Raw genomic sequence first — 17,397 nt, 5'->3', positions numbered from 1 at the left:
GGTCGGCAGCGGCCATCGCATTTTTTCACACGGAGTATCGATTCAGTCAGGTAGATAGTCCCGCCAGACATGCCCTTCGTTGAGCCGCAGTTGTCGTTCTTCCTGTTGCCGGAACGGGCGGTCGCAATCGAGGAAAAACTCATCGAGCTGCGGCGGCTTGATGCCGGTGCCACTGAGCATCCCGTGGACTTGGCCACGGTGGTGGATCTGGTGTTCGAACAGGTGCAGCAACAGCCGGTCGATCCGCTCACGCACCACGCCGTCCACGCGTACCAGCTCAACGCAGCGGGCGAGGTCTCTTTCTCGCAGGCTTTCGCACAATGCCAGCAGTTGCCGGTCGGCTCGGGTTTGGCTTTCCTTCAGTTGGGCAAACGCCAAGGTTTCGGAAAAGTCCTTGATCTGGCCGTCCCGGTCACCTTCCAGAGCGGTCAGGTAATAGCGGTCCACTTCCAGAATATGGCAGAGCGTGCCTTGTATGGATGGGAAGAACCCCCGTGCGCGGCGCCGCGTATTCGGCTTCGCTCAACTGCGCGCAGGCAGTGAGCAGTCGGTGATTGGCCCACTGATTGTTCAGGGCCTGGGCCAGGAAATAGTTCATGGGACACCTTGAATCCCTGTGGGAGCGAGCGTGCTCGCGATGATGGCGGCACATCCAGCATAGTCGATTCAGACAGACCGCTATCGCGAGCAGGCTCGCTCCCACAGTTTTATTGCGTGTGTTCACGATTCGGTATTCACCACCAATCCTGTGGGAGCGGGCTTGCTCGCGAAGACGGCGGCACATGCAGCATAGTCATATCAGACAGACCGCTTTCGCGAGCAAGCCCGCTCCCACACAGGGTGCCCTTGCTTCAGGGGGAAGTCCTAAAGCCCCACATCCGGCAACATCGGCCGATTCGCCAAAGCCTTGGCCATGATCTGCTCCACAAACAGCCGGTCCGCTTCCGGCAGGGCCAGGCGCGGCGGGCGGGTGAGGGGCGCTGCCGCGGCCGGCGATGGCTTCGCACAGCTTGATGCATTGCACCAGGTCGGCGCGGGCGTCCAGGTGCAGGATCGGCATCAGCCATTCGTAGATCGGCATCGCTTCGGCAAAGCGCCCGGCGCGGGCCAGGCGGAAAATGGTCTCGCCTTCTTTCGGAAATACGTTGGACATGCCCGAGACCCAACCTTCGGCGCCCACGGCAAGGCTTTCCAGGACCACGTCGTCGAGACCTGCAAACAACACAAAACGGTCGCCGACTTCATTGCGTACGTCGATGAAGCGCCGGGTGTCGCCGGAGGAGTCCTTGAAACACACGACGTTGTCGCAATCGGCCAGGGAGATCAGGATGTCCGGGGTCACGTCGTTCTTATAGATCGGCGGGTTGTTGTAGACCATCAACGGCACGTCGGCATGCCGAGCGACGTAGCGGAAATGCTCGGCGGTCTCGAACGGCTTGGAGCCGTAGACCAGCGCCGGCATCAGCATTACTCCGTCGACCCCCACCTTGCGCACCGCGTTGGCGACCTTGGCCGCCTGCACGCTGGTGAACTCGGCCACGCCGCAAATCACCGGTACGCGGCCACGGGAGGCGTCCACCGCGACTTCGGTCACGGCGATCTTTTCCTCGGCGCTCAGGGAAGTGTTTTCCCCCACCGACCCGCAGACCACCAGGCCGGAAACGCCATCACGAATGACGTTGGAAATCACTTGGTGGGTTTTTTCCAGGTTGATGGAAAAATCATCGTTGAATTGGGTGGTGACGGCAGGGAAGACGCCGCTCCAGTTGATGCGTTTGCTCATGGTTGTCTCCGGTTGTTAGAGGTTTGTGGCGAGGGGATTTGTGGGAGCAAAGCTTGCTCGCGAAACGGGCGCCTCGGTTCCACCGAAGACCGCGTTATCTTCATCGCGGGCAAGCCTTGCTCCCACAGCAGGTGTGCAAATATGGAAATCACGCGCCCGGCCAGGTATCCGAAAGCCGATAGCCCTGCGGCCACGGATCGGCCGGGTCGAGCAACAGCTGATGGGTGCCGGTGATCCACGCGCGCCCGGCGATGCACGGATAAATCGCCGGGCGTCCGGCCACGTCGGTCAGCGAATCGATGCGGCAGTGGAATTCGGAGCCGATGATCGAGCGGCCGATAAAGCGTTCGCCGACTTGCATCAAACCTTTGGCGTGCAGTACCGCCATGCGCGCCGAGCAGCCGGTGCCGGTGGGGGAGCGGTCGATCTTGCCCGGCTGGATCACCACGGCATTGGCGCCAGTGGCGATGCCGTTTTCCTGGACGATGGGCGCGGCGATCTGGCAGAACGAGATGTGCGACCAGTCGGGGTTCAACGGATGGACAAAGCCCAGTTGTTCATTGGCGGCCCGGGTGATTTTCAAGCCCACGGCCACCAGCTCGGCGGCCTCGTCCGGGCGGATGGTGAAGCCCAGGCGCTGGGCGTCGACAATCACAAAACTGTCGCCGCCATAGGCTGTGTCCACCTGCAACGAGCCCAGGCCCTCGACTTCGATCCAGGCATCGAGGCGATCGGCGAAGGAGGGCACGTTCTTGATCTCGACCCGCTGCACCTTGCCGTCGCGGCAGTCGGCCACCGCTTCGATCAGGCCGCCCGGCGCTTCCAGCACCAAGCGGGTCTGGGGTTCGGTCATGGGCAGGATGCCGCTGTCCAGCAACACGGTGGCGACGCACAACGAGTTGGAACCGGACATTGGCGGGGTATCGGCCGGCTCCATGATGATCCAGGCCATTTGCGCCCGTGGGTCCTTGGCCGGCACCAGCAGGTTGACGTGGTGGAACACGCCGCCCCGGGGCTCGTTGAGGACGAAGTTGCGCAGGGTCTGGTCCCGGGCGATCCAGCGTGACTGCTCCCATACCGTGGCGCCGGGCGGTGGGGCAACGCCGCCGACGATCACATCACCGACTTCGCCTTCGGCGTGGCAGCTCACTACATGGATGATTTTCGATGAGCGCATGAGTCAAATCCTTGTGTTGTCTGTTCGGGCCTCATCGCGGGCAAGCCTTGCTCCCACAGGGTTCTGTGGCGTACACAAAAACAGTGTGGGAGCGAGCCTGCTCGCGATGAGGCCATTCGCTATTTCACCGATTTAAGGAAAGCCGCCGTCTCCGGCTGCATCGGATTGCCAATCACCTGGTCCGGCGGCCCGATCTCATGGACCCGGCCGTTGCAGAAGAACGCCACGCGGTCGGACACGTCCCGGGCGAAGCGGATCTCGTGGGTCACCAGCACCATGGTCATGCCGTCTTCGGCGAGCATGCGCATGGTGTCCAGCACTTCGCCCACCAGCTGCGGATCCAGGGCCGAGGTGGCTTCGTCGAACAGCATGTAGTCCGGCGACATCGCCAGGGCCCGGGCGATGGCCATGCGTTGTTGCTGGCCGCCGGAAAGCTTGCCGGGGAAGGCCTTGAGCTTGTCCCCCAGGCCCACATGCTCAAGCTGCTTCACCGCCAGCGCCTCGGCGTCCTGTCGGCTCTTGCCCAGCACCTTGCGCGGCGCCAGCATCACGTTTTCCAGCACGGTCAGGTGGGGGAAGGCGTTCCATTGCTGGAACACGATGCCGATCTTCTGCCGCAGGCGATTGAGGTCGGTGGCGTGGTCATGGACCTCGATGCCGTCCACGCGGATGCTGCCTTTCTGGATCGGCTCCAGGCCGTTGATGCACATCAGCAGGGTCGACTTGCCCGAGCCGGAACCGCCGATAATCGACACCACTTCACCTTTGTCCACCGTCAGGCTCACACCCTTGACCACTTCCAGGTCACCGAAGGACTTGTGCACGTTTTCGATCTCAATCATTTTCCTGCCACCTTCTTTCCAGACGTGCGCCGAGGCGGGCGACCACCAGGCTCATGACGTAGTAAATGAGGCCCGCGATGCACAGCACCAGCAGGGGTTCCTGAATGCGCGTGACGATGGTTTGCGAAGCACGCAGCAATTCGACGATGCCGATCCACATCACCAGCGCGGTGTCTTTCATCACGCCCAGTACCAGGTTCAGCCAGCCGGGAAAGGCCACCCGCGTGGCAATCGGCAGGACGATGAAACGCAGGTCCTGCACATAGCTCAGACCCAGTGACCGACTGGCCCGGCGGGTGCTCAACGGCACCGCCAGCACCCCACCGCGGACGATTTCGGTGAAGTACGCGGCGGCGTAGACCCCGAGGACGATGCAGCCCACCGCGAAGGCGCTGAGGTTCAGGCCGGCGATGCTCTTGAGGGAGTTGAACAGCACGAACTGGATCAGCAGCGGCACGCTGCGAAACGCGTCCAACACCCAGGCCAACGGCAGGCTGGCTCGCGGCAACAGGGCCCGCAACAGGCCGAACAGTAATCCGGCCAGGGTGCCCAGCAGGATCGACCAGGCGGTCAGTTGCAACGTGACCCAGGCCCCGTCCAGCAAGAACAATAGGTCGTTAACGGTGAGGCTTGTAGAGAACATGACCAACCCTCCTCAGTAACGAAACAGCCGCCAGGACAACAGCCGGGCCAGTCCGACGATCAGCTTGGCGATCAGGTAATACAGCACCGCCGCGAGGGCAAAGTATTCGAAGGTGCGGAAGGTCTTGACGTTGTATTCCTGGGTGACGCCAGTGAGGTCGTTGTTCAGGCCGACGACTACGCCCAGGGACGTCATCAGCACCGCCCAGACCATCTGGTTGGTCAACGGATAGAAGACGATGCGCAACAGTTGCGGGACGATGATCATCCGGTAGGCCTGGAAAGCGCTCATCCCCAGGGAGCGGGCGGCGCGCATTTGCGTACTCGGCACGGCCTTGAGGCCGCCACGGAAGTTTTCCGCCAGGTAACCGGCGTTGTTGAAGGTGATCCCGGCCAGCAGGGCCAGCCAGGAACTGACGTGCAGCCCGAGGGAGCCGAGGCCGAAGTAGAGGATGTAGATCTGGAACAGCGAGGGCGTGTTGCGGGCGATGGACACCCAGCCATTGCCCACGCCTCGCAGCAAGCGATTCGGGGCCTGGCGCATCACCGTCAGCACCAGGGCGATCAGCACGCCGAAGATCATCGACAGCGCAGCGGTCTCGAAGGTCACCCAGGCTCCGGCGAGCATGTCGGGCAGGGCGCGCAAGGCCGGACGCCATTGGAAGCTGTAGTCATCAAACATGGGTCGGGCTCCCCCTGCGGGCAGTGGGTTGCAGCCACATCGGCGGCTGGCCGGAGGTTGCGGCGGTGCAGGCGGCCTCGACGCATTCGGCAAGCGCGGCAAAGTGCACGCCGCGACCGACCAGGCCGGGTGCGTAGTGAGCGTATTTGCCGGAGTTGGTCATCAGCGTGGTGGCTTGGGGCGGGATCACCGGTTCGCCCAACATGCACCAGCAGGTGTCGGTCACCAGCACCGCGCCGAAGGCCTCGATGGCCACCAGGTATCCGGCCTTGCGCGCCTGTTCCAATACCGTTCGCCCGCAGGTGATTGCCAGCACTACATACGGATGCTTGACCCGGCCCGAGCATAATGTCGCGAGGGTGGCGAATTCGCTGAGGGAGAAATGCGGATTGCCCAGGGACACCACGTCCACCCAGTTGTCCCGGGCGCTGTTGAGCTCGCGCCAACTGGCGAGCAGGCCAGCGACATTGACGCTTTCCTGCGGCAAGGTGGCGTCGTTCTCCATGACATTGGCAGGGTCGAGGGCTTCCGGCGTCACCCCGGCGATGTGGAACAACGGCGCGGCGCTGGTGGTGGCGAATGCGGCGCCGAAGGCCTTGAGGTCGTCCAGGCTCGGGGCGGCATGTTCCAGGCCGCGTATCAGCGGGATGCGCCGGCCCGCCAAAGCGCCGATGTGATAACCCAGCAGCGGATAGAAACTGTCATCGACGTTGCCCAGCGCCGGTACGTCGATGATCAGCCCGGCCTTGCGCCGGTCGTCGAGATGACAGCCAGTCAACGGCGCCCGTCCGCACAGGGCAATGCAGATGTCGAGGAAGTCCGGGTACTTCTGCGTGCGCGCTCCCAGCACGCTGTTGGCATAGACCACCGCGTTGGATTCGGCCCAGACGATTTGTTCGCCGGCCTTGGGCGCGGTGTCCAGCAGGTAGGGCGCGCAGGTGAAACTCAGTTGCGCGCCCATCGCCATGTAGGCATCGCCCAGGGCACTGGCCGGCTCGCCCAGGGCCGGATCGACACCCAGTTCGCGCCAGCGACGCTGGTCCACGGAGATGGAATTGAGGGTGGTGGGCACGCGGACTTTCGCGCCCCACCGCACCAGTTGTTCGGCAAAGCGCAGGCTCGCCGGGCCGGTGTAGATGCAGCCGTCGATGTGGGCCTGGGTCACGTTTAGCAGTTGCGTGGCGCCCTGGATCTCGGCCATGCGCAACACAATCTGCATCGCCACTTGGGCCGCCTTGCCGTGAGTGCCGTCGAGCAACGCTTGGTCCTGTTCGGTCAGGTCCAGGGTCGAGGGAGTGGGCGGCTGCCGGCAGACGTCCGAACCCTGCCAGCCGTCGTTGGGGCGGCGGCCAGACAGCGTCAGGACGTCGCCCTCGAGGCGGACAAAGCCCTGGCCGCGCAACCTGTTGAAAGCCTCGTGCCCCACGCACAATACCGGCAACGAGCGTTGGAAAATCACCTGGGCCACCAGCACGCCCAGGGTCAGGATTTCATCGGCTTCGGCCAGCACCAGGGCCGCAGGTGCATGGCCGTTGCTGATCAGTTCCATCAAGACGCTGCTGCCGGTGCATGAGCCGCGTCCGCTGGGAATCGCCAGTACGCGCCCGGCCAGGCGTTCACCGCTCAACGGGTGATGCCGATCGATGACCTCGCCGCTGGCCGGATCGACCCCGCCCCAGAAACTCAGGCCGACTTCGGCGAACAGCAGGGCGCCCTCGGCGGCGCCCCCCACCAGGCTGCGGCCTTTCACACGGACAGGCGTGCTTGGCATGCGCCGATCCTCAATAGTAGACCTGGGGAACGGTCAGGTTGGCCGGCGGGATGTCGGTGCCGACCCATTTGACGAACAACTCCTTGTACCGCCCAGTGCGCACTTGCTGATTGACGAACAGGTTGAGGTAGTTGAGCAGGCCGTACTCGTTGCGCTTGGCGCCCAGGGACACGTAGTCGATGACATAGGGCGCATCGCCGGCGATCTTCAGGCCCTTGTACTTGCCCGACTTGATGGTCGCGGCGGCCACGGTGTTGGTCACCACGGTCGCGTCAATGTGCCCTTGGGCGACCGCCAGCAGGGTGTCGTTCTGCGACTGATAGGCGCGGAAACTGCCGCTGCCCCAGCTCTTCTGGTCCTTCTCCAGGGCGATGGCTTCGTAGGTACTGCTGGTGTTGCCCAGGTTCTTGCCCTTGAGGTCGGCGTAGCTGTTGATGCCGGTGTTGTCGCGGGTCAGCACGACCATTTGGAAAGCGAAGTAGGGCACGGTCAGGCCGACGGTCTTGGCCCGTTCCAAGGTGTCAGATGTGGAGGCGACGATCACATCGGCGCGGCCAGACAGCAGCGCGGGGATTCGGTCGGAGAACGGGGTTTCCACCACTTCGGCGTCCACACCGAGGACTTTCGCCAGATCGTGGCAATAGTCCACGTCGAATCCCGCCGGCTTATTGCTTTCATCGCGAAAGCCCATGGGTGGGAAGTCCAGGGTCACGGCGCAACGCAGCTTGCCCGAGCCGATGATGTCGTCGAGTTTGTCGGCGTGGGCGGGGGCAATGAGAAGCGGGGTGAGGACAATGCTGAGGGCTACGGCCAATGCAGGGTTTTTCATAAATGCCTCGCTGTCGAATAAATGCGGTGAGATATCGTATTGAGGATTTCGTATACGATATTAGATAAGCAATCGGCATGCCTGTTTGCGGTCGCGTCGCGGTAATGCCACTGGAAGGCTGATCTAGAGGCTTTCAGGCCGCGCGGTACCACGTTGGGCAGGGGGCCGCGCTGGGGCTGTGTGTTACAGATGGGAGCAGCCATGGGGGGCGACGCCCCATCGGGGAACAGGCGTCAGTGCTGACTCTCGCGATACTGGCTGGGCGACAGGCTGGTCAGGGCACGGAACTGGCGGCTGAAGGCGCTGTGGTCGGTGTAGCCGCAGCGCAGGGCGATTTCGGTGATCGGCAGGTCTTTGTCGAGTAACAGCCGCGAGGCTTCTTCCAGGCGTGCCTTGTGAATCATCTGCCGCGGTGTGAGTTGGAAGATGCGTTTGCAGTGCCGCTCCAGTTGCGCCACCGACAATTGGGCAATGGCGGTCAGTTCGGCCAGGCTGATGGGGCGGGCGAAGTGGCTTTTGATATGAGCATCCACCGCCGCCAGTTTCTGGAAGGCTGGGTGGCTCGACTGGGGCAATTGCAGGTCACGGGAAATGCCGGCCAGGCCGACGACCTGGCCGTTTGGGTCATGCAGGGCGAGCTTGTGGGTCAGGCACCACACGGGTTGGTTGCCGTAATACAGATGCAGTTCGAGCTGGTCGGCCAACTCCCGGCCGCTGGCCAACACCCGGCGATCCTGTTCGGTGTACAGCGGGCCGAAGCGTTCGGGGAACACCTGTTCGGCAGTGAGGCCCAGCAGATCCGTGCTGTGTTTGAAACCGCAGCGCCGGGCCAGGGTCTGGTTGACGAAGGTGTAGCGGGCCTGCTTGTCCTTGATGAAAAACACCACGTCCGCGAGGGTGTCCAGCAGTGGGGCGATGGGTTGCAGGCTGCGCAGCAGGGTGTCCAGGTCACAGGGCGCGAGGGAAGTGAGCGAGGGATACATGGCCGGCGTCGTCTTTTTTGTGGAAGCGATGGCGCAGTGTCAATCGAAAATGCGCTGCCTGTCACGCCGCTATCGCGAGCAGGCTCGCTCCCACATGGGGTCCTGCGGTGCCGCAAAGTTGAAGTTCACCTCAAATCCCTGTGGGAGTTTGTGGTGAGTACAGGTCTGAGTGGGATGTGTGTCGGGTTCAGGTGGGTGGGGTTTGTTCCAGATGCAGCAAGGTATCGATCCGCGCCGGGCTGAACGGCGGGCGCGGGGTGGGCGGTGTCCAGCCGAACAGGTGTTCCAAGGCGGCGCCGCACACTCGGCCCTGGCACGCGCCCATGCCGCAGCGGCTGGCCAGTTTCGCTTCGCGCCAGTTTTCATGGTCGACCAGTTCGCCATAGGGCACGTCTTCGCAGCGGCAAACCAGGGTGTCAGCCGTGGCCAGGGTCTTGAGCCGTGGATCGAGGGTGAAGGCTTTGTTCAATGCCTGGGCGAAACCCTGCCAGCGTGTGCGTTGGGGCCACAGACGCTGGGCCGCCGCAGTATTGCCGACGGCGGCGTGGCCGGCGATGGCACCTTCCACCAACGCCAGTTCGCTGCCGCCAAAACCGGTGCATTCTCCGGCGGCGTAATGTTCGACGCGGGTGGTGGCTTGCCAGGCGTCAACGGCCAGGGCCTGGTGTTCAACCGCGCAGCCCAGGGCCTGGCCGAGCTGGGTGTTGGGAATCAGCCCGAAGCCACAGGCCAGCCGATCGCAAGCCAGTTCGATCGTCTTGCCTTGTTGCAGCAGGCGCACGCCCTCGAGTCGCTCCCGCCCGAGTGCTTCCACCACATAAGTACCGGTGCGGTAGTGTCGGTCGAACAAACCGAACGACTGGAAAAACTTGCCCGGCCAGCGGGGCAATTGTGCAGCGAAACCGGCGACGGCGGTGCGACTGGCTTGCTCGGCGATGCGCACCAGCTGCGCACCTTGATGTTTCGCCGTGGCGGCGCTGGCCATTAGCAAGGGGCCGCTGCCAGCGATCACCAGCCGTTCGCCGCGCACCGGCAGGCCACCCTTGATCAGTGCCTGCAAGCCGCCAGCTCCGGTCACTCCGGGCAACGTCCAGCCGGGGAAGGGCAGCAGCAATTCCCGGGCGCCAGTGCAGAGGATCAAGCGCTCGTAAGTGATCTGCCAGCCGCGCTCGGCATCCTCCACCAACAGGGTTTTGTCTCCTGCACAGGCGATTACCCGCGCGCCAGCGTGACAGCGGACGTTAGTGCAGGCATGCAACCGGTCTCGCAGACGGCGTGCCTGGGTCGGCAGGTTGGCCTGGGGACCGTCGCGCCAGATCTGCCCGCCCGGTAGCGGATTGTCATCCAGCAGCACAATGCGCGCGCCGCTGCTTGCCGCGGCGAGGGCGGCGGCCATGCCGGCGGGGCCGGCGCCGATGATCAGCAGATCGGTGGTTTCGTTCATGGTCGGGTCTGCACGTGCATGCCGTCGTGGCAAAGGGTTTGGCAGGCCAGGCGTCGACGGCCGTCGATCAGCACCCGGCATTCCTGGCAGATGCCCATGCCGCACAAAGGCGCCCGGCGCTGGCCGCTGACCGAGGTACGACTACAGCCGTCCGCCCCCAAGGCCAATGCCGCCGCGACGCTGGTGCCATCAGCGACTGACAGGGGGCGACCGTCCAGGAATAAGTCAGGCATGGGCCGGTTCTCCGAGAAAGCGCTGTGGCAGGTAAGCTTGAGGGGCAAGCGGCGAGGTTTCGTTGAACAGTTGGGCGACCAGCAAATCGGCCGTTGCGGGCGCCGTCGTGACGCCCAGGCCTTCGTGACCGACTGCCAGCCACAGGCCCTTGCGCTGCGGATGCTGGCCCACCAACGGCAAGCCGTCGGGGCTTGCTGCGCGAAAACCGGTCCAGGCACGAATGCCGTTGAGCTGCGCCAGCCCTGGCAGGTATTCGACGGCGCGCTTGAGCATCTTCGCCAGCATCCAACCTTCCACCTGTGGGTCGATGGTGCCGAACTGCCGCGAGGCGCCGATGAACAATTGCCCGGTCGGACGCGGCTGGATATTGCACGCCACCGACGGCCCGCTGGCGTTGTGGGCACTGGTGACATAGCCCAGTTCCACCAACGTGTGGGTGACGGTGGCGGGGTAGCGATCAGTGATCAGCAGGTGACCTTTTTTCGCTTCGATAGGCAGCTCCGGGCACAGCTCGGTGGCCTGGATGCCATTGGCCAGGACCACCGCGTCGGCGCTCAGCCAGCGACCATCGTCAAGGCGCACGCGCTGGCCGTCGACTTCGCTGACGCGGGCGCGCTGCTGGCGAATGTTGGGCGCGTCGAGCATCCAGCGCGCGGCAGCCGGGGCGTAGAGAATGCCGTCACCCTTGATCAGTAGCCCGCCTTCCAAACCTTCGCGCAATTGGGGTTCACGCTGATGCAGGGCGGCGCGGCCAATCAGTTCGCAGGCTTCGCCATGGGCCAGCAGGTTCAGGTATTTACTGTGGGCCACCGCCATTTCCTCGGCATTGGCCGCCAGCCACAGGGTGCCGTTGTTGCGCCAGGCGCAGGCCTCGGGCAGGGCCGGGGCCAGTTCGCGCCAGCGTTGCAGGGAATATTGACTGAGGGCCAGTTCCGCCGGGTTGTCATCCAGCACCAGCAGGTGGCCCATGCCGGCCGCCGTCGCGCCGTGCCAACCAGCGTCGAGCACCAGGACTTTCAAGCCGCGTTGGGCCAATGTTCGAGCGCAGGCAGCGCCGATGATGCCGGCACCGATGATGATCACGTCGGCGACCTGGCCCTCGCTCACGGACGAATGCCCCAGGCGAACGGGTCATCCGCTTCGATGACCAGCGTGGTCTCGGCACTGATGTAGGCACGGCCGCGAATGGTCGGCACGATGCGTTCGCCCGAGCGTTCATAGGAACCCTCGAACTCGCTGCCAATGACACTGGCCTGGCGCCAGATCTGGCCGGGTTGCAGTTTTCCATCGGCGGCCAGGCACGCCAGTTTGGCGCTGGTGCCGGTGCCGCACGGGGAGCGGTCATAGGCCTTGCCCGGGCAGAGCACGAAGTTGCGGCTGTCGGCTTGCGGGTCGTCGGCGAACAGTTCGATGTGGTCGATCAGGCCGCCGTCCTCTCCGCGAAAACCCTGCTGCTCCAAGGCTTGCTGCACGGCGTAGGTATAGGCGGTCAACACGTCGAGATTATCGCCGGCCACGCGCTGGCCATGCTCGGCGATCAGGAAAAACCAGTTGCCACCCCAGGCCACATCGCCCACCACCGGGCCGATGCCGGGCACCTCCAGGGCCAGTGCCTTGCGGTAACGGTAGGCCGGCACGTTGCGCACGCTGACCGAACGGTCCTCATGCAAGGTTGCTTGCACCGTGCCCACCGGGGTTTCGATGCTGTGCACACCGGGGCCGATCCTGCCCAGATGGGCCAGTGACACCACCAGGCCGATGGTGCCGTGGCCGCACATGCCCAGATAGCCGCTGTTGTTGAAGAAGATCACTCCGGCACAGGCGCTCGGGTCCACCGGCTCGCAGAGCAGCGCCCCCACCAGCACATCACTGCCTCGCGGTTCCAGCACGCAGGCGGTGCGCCAGGCATCGTGCTGCTCGGCCAGACGCTGCCTGCGCTCGGCCATGCTGCCCTGGCCCAGGTCAGGAAAACCGTCGGTGACCAGTCGGGTCGGTTCGCCGCCGGTATGGGAATCGATCACGGTGATGCGTTTCATGGGGGGCCACGTCCGTTCAGATGAGTGAACGCAAGCGTGGCCCGCGCCGGGGGGCGACGGCTTGATGGATTTATCTGCCGCTGATGACGAAATCGGCACAGTACGGCAGCAGCCAGGTGAGCCTGATCAGGCGTTCCTGTCTTGCCATCGCCATTCGATATGCTCGGTATTGATCCCCAAGGCCTCGAACTTCTCGGCCACATACCGCAGGCAGGCGCCGCCGTCGGGCCTGTAATGCCCGGAAGCATCGTTGACCATGGCGATCACATGGTCCATACGATGTTCGGTGACCTTGAGCTCCCCGGCACACATGACCGGCCTGCCACTGCCAAGCTGGCTATGCCTGACGTAGTTGGCCCGGTCGCTATGCTCCCAGCGCTTATAGATAATGGCGTGTTCGGGTGTATAGACCCATGTGTAACTATTGGACTGGTCGTTGGGGGCGAGCAGTTCACTGGTGTGTGTCTTCAGTTGATTGCCGATCAACTGACCGTCCCACATTCCGATCAACTGACCCACGCCGTCTATTTTCGATGGGTCATAACAGCGCCAATGCATCAGGTCGCCGATAAAGGGCATCCACCTGATCGGATAGGTCTGGGCGCTGAGATCGATGGATCTATGGTCGGAATTCTTCCAGTCGGAAAAGTGAACATGACCTGACCATACGAATTGCAAGTGCGCGGATGAGTTTCTGAGCCATGTGTCGATCCGTTTGAATGAGGTATTGGCATAGATGTCATTGGCTTTGATCAGCACCGATTCCAGCGCCCAGTCATCAGAAGCGATCGGGTGTGCGACGGGCACCTGGTAGAGGGCCAGTCCGTCAATTTCCCCGAGCGAGATACGTGCTCGACCGAACATCCGGGCAATGTCGATATCCACGTGGATGACTTGCCCCACTCTGGGGGCTTCGCAGAACAATTGCATCTGGCCCAGGGGGCCCATCGAGATATAGATGCTGTCGTCCGTGCCCGCCCAGTTTTGATTCTTTATGGAAGCTGTAACAGAAAGGCTGTCGATGAAGGTGTCGAATGGAGGTGTCATGGTTGAAAGCAAGTGTCTGTTTCAGATAACGAAGGCACCTGATTCTAGGGCGGCGTCGGACAGTCGCTGCGGTACATATGTATAGGACCTCAAGAATACCGGGTCGATCATCGACTCTGTATTTCGGGCGGGCTCAATGGTTCGAAGGCAGGAACTCGAACAGCGTCTTGCAGACCCCGGCGATGTGTTCGTCCAACAGCTTCACCGCCCGTTCGACATCACCGGCACGGCAGGCGTCGAGGATTTCCCGGTGCTCGTGGTCGGCGCGCTCCTTGCCGGCGGAGAGGCTCATTTGCATGCGCAGATAGCGCTCCAACTTGTCGTGGACCGAACGGATCAAGCTCACCAGGAAGGGCCGTTGGGCCGGTTCGTAGAGACAGGCATGCAGCTGCCAGTTCAGTTCGGCCCAACGACCCACGTCGTCTTCACCGATGAATTCACGGCAGATGCTCTCGGCCCGGGCGAAGGTCTCTTCGGTCATATTGGGAATCGCCAGGCGCAACGCCTTGTCCTCCAGCAGCATCCGCACCTCGAACATCTGCGCCAGCTCCGCCTCGGAAATGCGCGTCACCATCGCTCCGCGATTACGCTGGAACATCACCAGGCCCTCGGCCTCCAGACGCTTGAGGGCTTCGCGTACGGGGATCTTGCTGACGTTGAACTGGCGGGCGATGTCGTCCTGGCGAATCGGCTCGTCCTCGGCAAAGTGCCCAGCCACGATGGCATCGCGCAGGTGGCGGGTAATGATTTCCGAAGTGGAGGGGGGTGTTGCCCAGGTCGGGCAGGTTGAATTTGGATAAAGTCACGGCGGAGAGTCGTTCGGCTTAGATGGGGATATGGTATACGACTTTGCCGGGGTGGTCCTTGAAGCAGGCGATGAAGCAGCCAAGGGTACGAAACTGTGGCGAGGGGATTTATCCCCGCTGGGCTGCGCAGCAGCCCTAAAACCTGACATTGCGGTGTGTCAGGCAGATAGGAACCGCTCATCTTGGGGCTGCTGCGCAGCCCAACGGGGATAAATCCCCCTCGCCACAAGGTTTTGTGTTCAGCAGTGGGACAGGCGAGTCACATAAGCTTCTGTCCGGACGATACGCCATCCAGTGACAGACGCCCCAGCCAGCAGCGCCAGGCCGAACACGATCAACGCCACGTCAGCGCCAAAAACGTCAGCCAGCAGCCCGGTCACCACCACCGGGATGCTGAACCCGACATAGGCGAACAGGAAGAATCCGGCGCTGACCCGGGCCTTTTCCACGCCGGCCATGGCGGTGACGGCTGACAGCCCGCCCAGGTACAGGAAGCCATAGCACGCACTGCTGGCACCCAGCGCACCAAGCAATACGGCGGCCAAGGAACCGACACTTGCACCCCAGGCCAGCAACGCGTAGCTCAACGGCAGGATCAACAATCCCAAGCCCGTAGCCCTGGCCGGTTGCATGCGCCGAACCCAGGGCTGGAACAGCAAGCCGCAACTGATGACCGTGAAGGTCGACAAGCCAGACCAACGCTGCAAATCGTGAGTCGCCAGCACCGAGGGCAATATGGCGATGACCAGGCCCGAGGTCGCCCAGGCCAACAGCATGGAAAAGCTGTAGGGCAGGCTGCCGGCGGGAAACAACGGCAGGCGCAGCAGCGGTGCGTCTTTGATTTTCCGCGCCGGGTCCGGTAGCCGCCAGACCACGCCGATCGCTATGGCCGCCAACATCAGTTGCAACCAGAAGCTGCCGGGCGTGGCGCTGTGGTGGACGAACAGGAAAAGACTGGTCAACGCCGCGCCCAGGCCAAACCCCAGGGAAGTGCTGGCGGTGACCCGGTTGGCCGGTGAGCGGGGGTCGCCGGTTGCCATGAGCTCGGCCATATAGGCGGTCGATGTGGCCGAAGCCAGCCCTGTGCCGATTCCCATCATCAGGCGTGCCACGCCCAGGGCCTCCAGGCTTGGCCAGAGCAGTGTCACCAGCGTCGCCAGCATCGACAACCCGAGCGCGACCAGGATCAACGGCTTGCGCCCCACCCGGTCGGCGAGCCCGCCGAATGCCAGCAAGACGGGCAGGACGCCCAGCACATAACCGGAAAACGCCACCGCCGTGGCGCCGGCCCCATAGCCGGACAACTGCGCATAGGTGGTGTACAGCGGCGCCTGCAAGTTGACCGCGAGGGTGATCAGGCAAAGGCCGAAAGCCAGTCCCCAGGAGTGTCGATGCTGTGGGTTCAAGGGTATTCCTTAAAGGGTGTGCATGAGGTCCCGGGGACTATCACTGCCGGGCACACCGCAAACAAGGAACAGACGCCGGCCATTTGTGTTTAACTGTTTTCTGAAAAATCGAGAACACTTAGTCAAGAGTGCCCGCCGTGGATCTGAAGATTGATCGCAACGTTGCCGAGCCCGTGATCCGGCAGCTCGTGACGCACCTCATGGGCTGGATCAATGCCCATGGCATTCGTCCTGGCACACGGATGCCGTCCATTCGCCAACTGGCCCGGGAAAATGGCCTGAGCCTGTCGAGCGTGATCAAGGCCTATGATCAACTGGTCGCCAGCGGGGTGCTGGAGTCCCGGCATGGCGCGGGTTTTTTTGTCGCGCAGCGGTTGGCCCGGCCGGTAGCGCCGGCACCTGAAGCGGATAACGCACCGTGGCGGTTGTTCGACAATGAATCGACGCAGCTCAAGCTGGGGTGTGGCTGGCTGCCCGACGCCTGGCGCGACGACACCGACCTGGGCCAGGCGATCCGCCAGGTGGTGCGCAGCGACAACCACGCGTTGTTCAACTACAGCACCCCGTTAGGCTCGCCGCATCTGCGCCTGCACATTCAAAAGCGCCTGGGTCTGATCGACATTCACGTCGACCCGGCGCAGATCATCACCACCCAAGGCGCCAGCCAAGGCCTCGACCTGCTGGTGCGAACCCTGCTCAAGCCCGGTGACCTGGTGCTGGTGGAAAGCCCCGGCTACTACAACCTGTTCAATCTGCTGAAGCTGCATGGGGTCAAGACCCTGGCGGTGCCAAGAACCGCGCAAGGCCCGGACATCGTTCGCCTGGAACAGCTTCTCGGCGAGCATAAGCCCTCGTACTTCTTCATCAACAGCATGTACCAGAACCCCACCGGAACCAGCCTGGCGCCGAGCGTGGCCTATCGTTTGCTGCAACTGGCAACGGCCCATGACTTTCGCCTCATCGAGGACGACATTTACGCCGATTTCCAGAATGGCCCGACGTCACGCCTGGCCTCCCTGGATGCCCTGGACCGGGTGATCTACCTGGCGAGCTTTTCCAAGACGCTGTCCAGTTCGCTGCGCATCGGCTACGTGGTCGCCCATCCCGACATCATCCAGCGTCTGGCCGAAGTCAAGATGATTACCGGCATCGGTTGTTCGTTGCTGGCGGAAAACGTGGTGGCGACGTTGCTCGCCAACGGCGCCTATCGCAAGTTGATCCAGCGCTTGCGCCAGCGCCTGAACAAGCAGATGGCAAGTACGCTGCGCCAACTGAACCCGGCCCACTGGGAGGTATTTGCCGAGCCGATGGGGGGCATGTTCGTCTGGGCCAGGCCGCAGGGCCTGGCGGCACAACGGGTGCAGCAGATCGCCCGGGAACTGCAAATCCAATTGTCCCAGGGCTCGACGTTCCTGCCTCAGGGTGAGGACTGCGACTGGTTGCGGTTGAATGTGGCTTATACCCAGGATCATCGTGCGCAGGTGTTCTTCCAGCGGGTGGAGCAGGAGTCGATTGCGGCGGGCCAATAGGGTATGGGGGGATTGTTCTGGCGCTATCGCGAGCAAGCTTTGCTCCCACAGGGGCGAGCAGGGGCAATCACAAGACTTGTACCGCTGTAGATCCCTGTGGGAGCAAAGCTTGCTCGCGATGGCGGACTGGTCAGTCACAAAAAATACCAGTGTTAATGGGAATAGATATCAAACGACAATGAGTTA

15 protein-coding genes and 2 pseudogenes are annotated in these 17,397 nt (G+C 63.0%); 1 reads left to right on the top strand and 16 read right to left on the bottom strand.

What is annotated here, in order from left to right; translation table 11 throughout:
• Positions 1 to 42 precede the first annotated feature (42 nt).
• The 16 genes and pseudogenes from GN234_RS05155 to GN234_RS05080 all read right to left on the bottom strand — a co-directional run bounded on the left by GN234_RS05155 (position 43) and on the right by GN234_RS05080 (position 15,682).
• Positions 43 to 598: pseudogene (locus GN234_RS05155) on the bottom strand (DinB family protein).
• 266 nt (positions 599 to 864) lie between these two features.
• Positions 865 to 1,783, bottom strand: a pseudogene (locus GN234_RS05150) (dihydrodipicolinate synthase family protein).
• Between the two features lie 148 nt (positions 1,784 to 1,931).
• On the bottom strand, positions 1,932 to 2,960 hold the full coding sequence (locus GN234_RS05145; protein WP_176688009.1) for a trans-3-hydroxy-L-proline dehydratase: 1,029 nt from the start codon (positions 2,958 to 2,960) through the stop codon (positions 1,932 to 1,934).
• Positions 2,961 to 3,079: 119 nt separating this feature from the next.
• Positions 3,080 to 3,802, bottom strand: coding sequence for an amino acid ABC transporter ATP-binding protein (locus GN234_RS05140; RefSeq protein ID WP_116832230.1), 723 nt, complete (start codon positions 3,800 to 3,802; stop codon positions 3,080 to 3,082).
• A complete protein-coding gene (locus GN234_RS05135; RefSeq protein WP_109756182.1) occupies positions 3,795 to 4,445 on the bottom strand; it encodes an amino acid ABC transporter permease in 651 nt (216 codons plus the stop codon). The genes GN234_RS05140 and GN234_RS05135 overlap by 8 nt, the downstream gene beginning before the upstream one ends.
• Positions 4,446 to 4,457: 12 nt before the next feature.
• On the bottom strand, positions 4,458 to 5,126 hold the full coding sequence (locus tag GN234_RS05130) for an amino acid ABC transporter permease (protein ID WP_109756181.1): 669 nt from the start codon (positions 5,124 to 5,126) through the stop codon (positions 4,458 to 4,460).
• A complete protein-coding gene (gene lhpI, locus GN234_RS05125; RefSeq protein WP_176688008.1) occupies positions 5,119 to 6,897 on the bottom strand; it encodes a cis-3-hydroxy-L-proline dehydratase in 1,779 nt (592 codons plus the stop codon). The genes GN234_RS05130 and lhpI overlap by 8 nt, the downstream gene beginning before the upstream one ends.
• A 10-nt stretch (positions 6,898 to 6,907) precedes the next feature.
• Positions 6,908 to 7,726 carry an ABC transporter substrate-binding protein gene (locus GN234_RS05120; protein WP_176688007.1) on the bottom strand — a complete coding sequence of 273 codons (819 nt, stop codon included), beginning with the start codon at positions 7,724 to 7,726 and terminating at the stop codon, positions 6,908 to 6,910.
• 233 nt (positions 7,727 to 7,959) lie between these two features.
• Positions 7,960 to 8,709: an AraC family transcriptional regulator gene (locus GN234_RS05115; protein ID WP_176688006.1), complete on the bottom strand. Its 750-nt coding sequence runs from the start codon at positions 8,707 to 8,709 to the stop codon at positions 7,960 to 7,962.
• Between the two features lie 187 nt (positions 8,710 to 8,896).
• A complete protein-coding gene (locus tag GN234_RS05110) occupies positions 8,897 to 10,153 on the bottom strand; it encodes an NAD(P)/FAD-dependent oxidoreductase (RefSeq protein ID WP_176688005.1) in 1,257 nt (418 codons plus the stop codon).
• The gene (locus GN234_RS05105) at positions 10,150 to 10,386 is read right to left on the bottom strand and encodes a 2Fe-2S iron-sulfur cluster-binding protein (protein ID WP_116832234.1); all 237 of its coding nucleotides are present in this window, start codon (positions 10,384 to 10,386) and stop codon (positions 10,150 to 10,152) included. The genes GN234_RS05110 and GN234_RS05105 overlap by 4 nt, the downstream gene beginning before the upstream one ends.
• Positions 10,379 to 11,494, bottom strand: coding sequence for an NAD(P)/FAD-dependent oxidoreductase (locus GN234_RS05100; RefSeq protein ID WP_176688004.1), 1,116 nt, complete (start codon positions 11,492 to 11,494; stop codon positions 10,379 to 10,381). The genes GN234_RS05105 and GN234_RS05100 overlap by 8 nt, the downstream gene beginning before the upstream one ends.
• Complete coding sequence (locus GN234_RS05095) at positions 11,491 to 12,423, bottom strand: 4-hydroxyproline epimerase (RefSeq protein WP_176688003.1); 933 nt, start codon at positions 12,421 to 12,423, stop codon at positions 11,491 to 11,493. Before GN234_RS05095 ends, GN234_RS05100 begins: the two co-directional genes overlap by 4 nt.
• A 126-nt stretch (positions 12,424 to 12,549) precedes the next feature.
• Positions 12,550 to 13,470, bottom strand: a complete 921-nt coding sequence (locus GN234_RS05090) for a hypothetical protein (RefSeq protein ID WP_109756173.1) — start codon at positions 13,468 to 13,470, stop codon at positions 12,550 to 12,552.
• A 133-nt stretch (positions 13,471 to 13,603) separates the two neighbouring features.
• Positions 13,604 to 14,218 (bottom strand): GntR family transcriptional regulator, encoded by a 615-nt coding sequence (locus GN234_RS05085; protein WP_176689555.1) that lies wholly within the window; start codon positions 14,216 to 14,218, stop codon positions 13,604 to 13,606.
• A gap of 297 nt (positions 14,219 to 14,515) precedes the next feature.
• Positions 14,516 to 15,682, bottom strand: a complete 1,167-nt coding sequence (locus tag GN234_RS05080) for an MFS transporter (RefSeq protein ID WP_176688002.1) — start codon at positions 15,680 to 15,682, stop codon at positions 14,516 to 14,518.
• Positions 15,683 to 15,819: 137 nt separating this feature from the next.
• On the opposite strand from GN234_RS05080, the gene GN234_RS05075 reads away from it, so the two are divergent.
• The gene (locus tag GN234_RS05075) at positions 15,820 to 17,211 is read left to right on the top strand and encodes an aminotransferase-like domain-containing protein (protein ID WP_176688001.1); all 1,392 of its coding nucleotides are present in this window, start codon (positions 15,820 to 15,822) and stop codon (positions 17,209 to 17,211) included.
• Positions 17,212 to 17,397: the final 186 nt, after the last annotated feature.

It is taken from the genome of Pseudomonas bijieensis (genome assembly GCF_013347965.1).
GTDB classification, from domain to species: domain Bacteria; phylum Pseudomonadota; class Gammaproteobacteria; order Pseudomonadales; family Pseudomonadaceae; genus Aquipseudomonas; species Aquipseudomonas bijieensis.
Note: the sequence above shows the minus strand (reverse complement) of the source record. Positions and strands in the feature narration are given on the sequence as shown.

What these genes read in the sequence shown, in the direction of transcription:
- GN234_RS05090 (WP_109756173.1), bottom strand. Translation starts at nt 13,470, where the DNA reads ATGACACCTCCATTCGACACCTTCATCGACAGCCTTTCTGTTACAGCT.
- GN234_RS05140 (WP_116832230.1), bottom strand. Translation starts at nt 3,802, where the DNA reads ATGATTGAGATCGAAAACGTGCACAAGTCCTTCGGTGACCTGGAAGTG.
- GN234_RS05110 (WP_176688005.1), bottom strand. Translation starts at nt 10,153, where the DNA reads ATGAACGAAACCACCGATCTGCTGATCATCGGCGCCGGCCCCGCCGGC.
- GN234_RS05135 (WP_109756182.1), bottom strand. Translation starts at nt 4,445, where the DNA reads ATGTTCTCTACAAGCCTCACCGTTAACGACCTATTGTTCTTGCTGGAC.
- GN234_RS05115 (WP_176688006.1), bottom strand. Translation starts at nt 8,709, where the DNA reads ATGTATCCCTCGCTCACTTCCCTCGCGCCCTGTGACCTGGACACCCTG.
- GN234_RS05120 (WP_176688007.1), bottom strand. Translation starts at nt 7,726, where the DNA reads ATGAAAAACCCTGCATTGGCCGTAGCCCTCAGCATTGTCCTCACCCCG.
- GN234_RS05130 (WP_109756181.1), bottom strand. Translation starts at nt 5,126, where the DNA reads ATGTTTGATGACTACAGCTTCCAATGGCGTCCGGCCTTGCGCGCCCTG.
- GN234_RS05105 (WP_116832234.1), bottom strand. Translation starts at nt 10,386, where the DNA reads ATGCCTGACTTATTCCTGGACGGTCGCCCCCTGTCAGTCGCTGATGGC.
- GN234_RS05145 (WP_176688009.1), bottom strand. Translation starts at nt 2,960, where the DNA reads ATGCGCTCATCGAAAATCATCCATGTAGTGAGCTGCCACGCCGAAGGC.
- lhpI (WP_176688008.1), bottom strand. Translation starts at nt 6,897, where the DNA reads ATGCCAAGCACGCCTGTCCGTGTGAAAGGCCGCAGCCTGGTGGGGGGC.
- GN234_RS05095 (WP_176688003.1), bottom strand. Translation starts at nt 12,423, where the DNA reads ATGAAACGCATCACCGTGATCGATTCCCATACCGGCGGCGAACCGACC.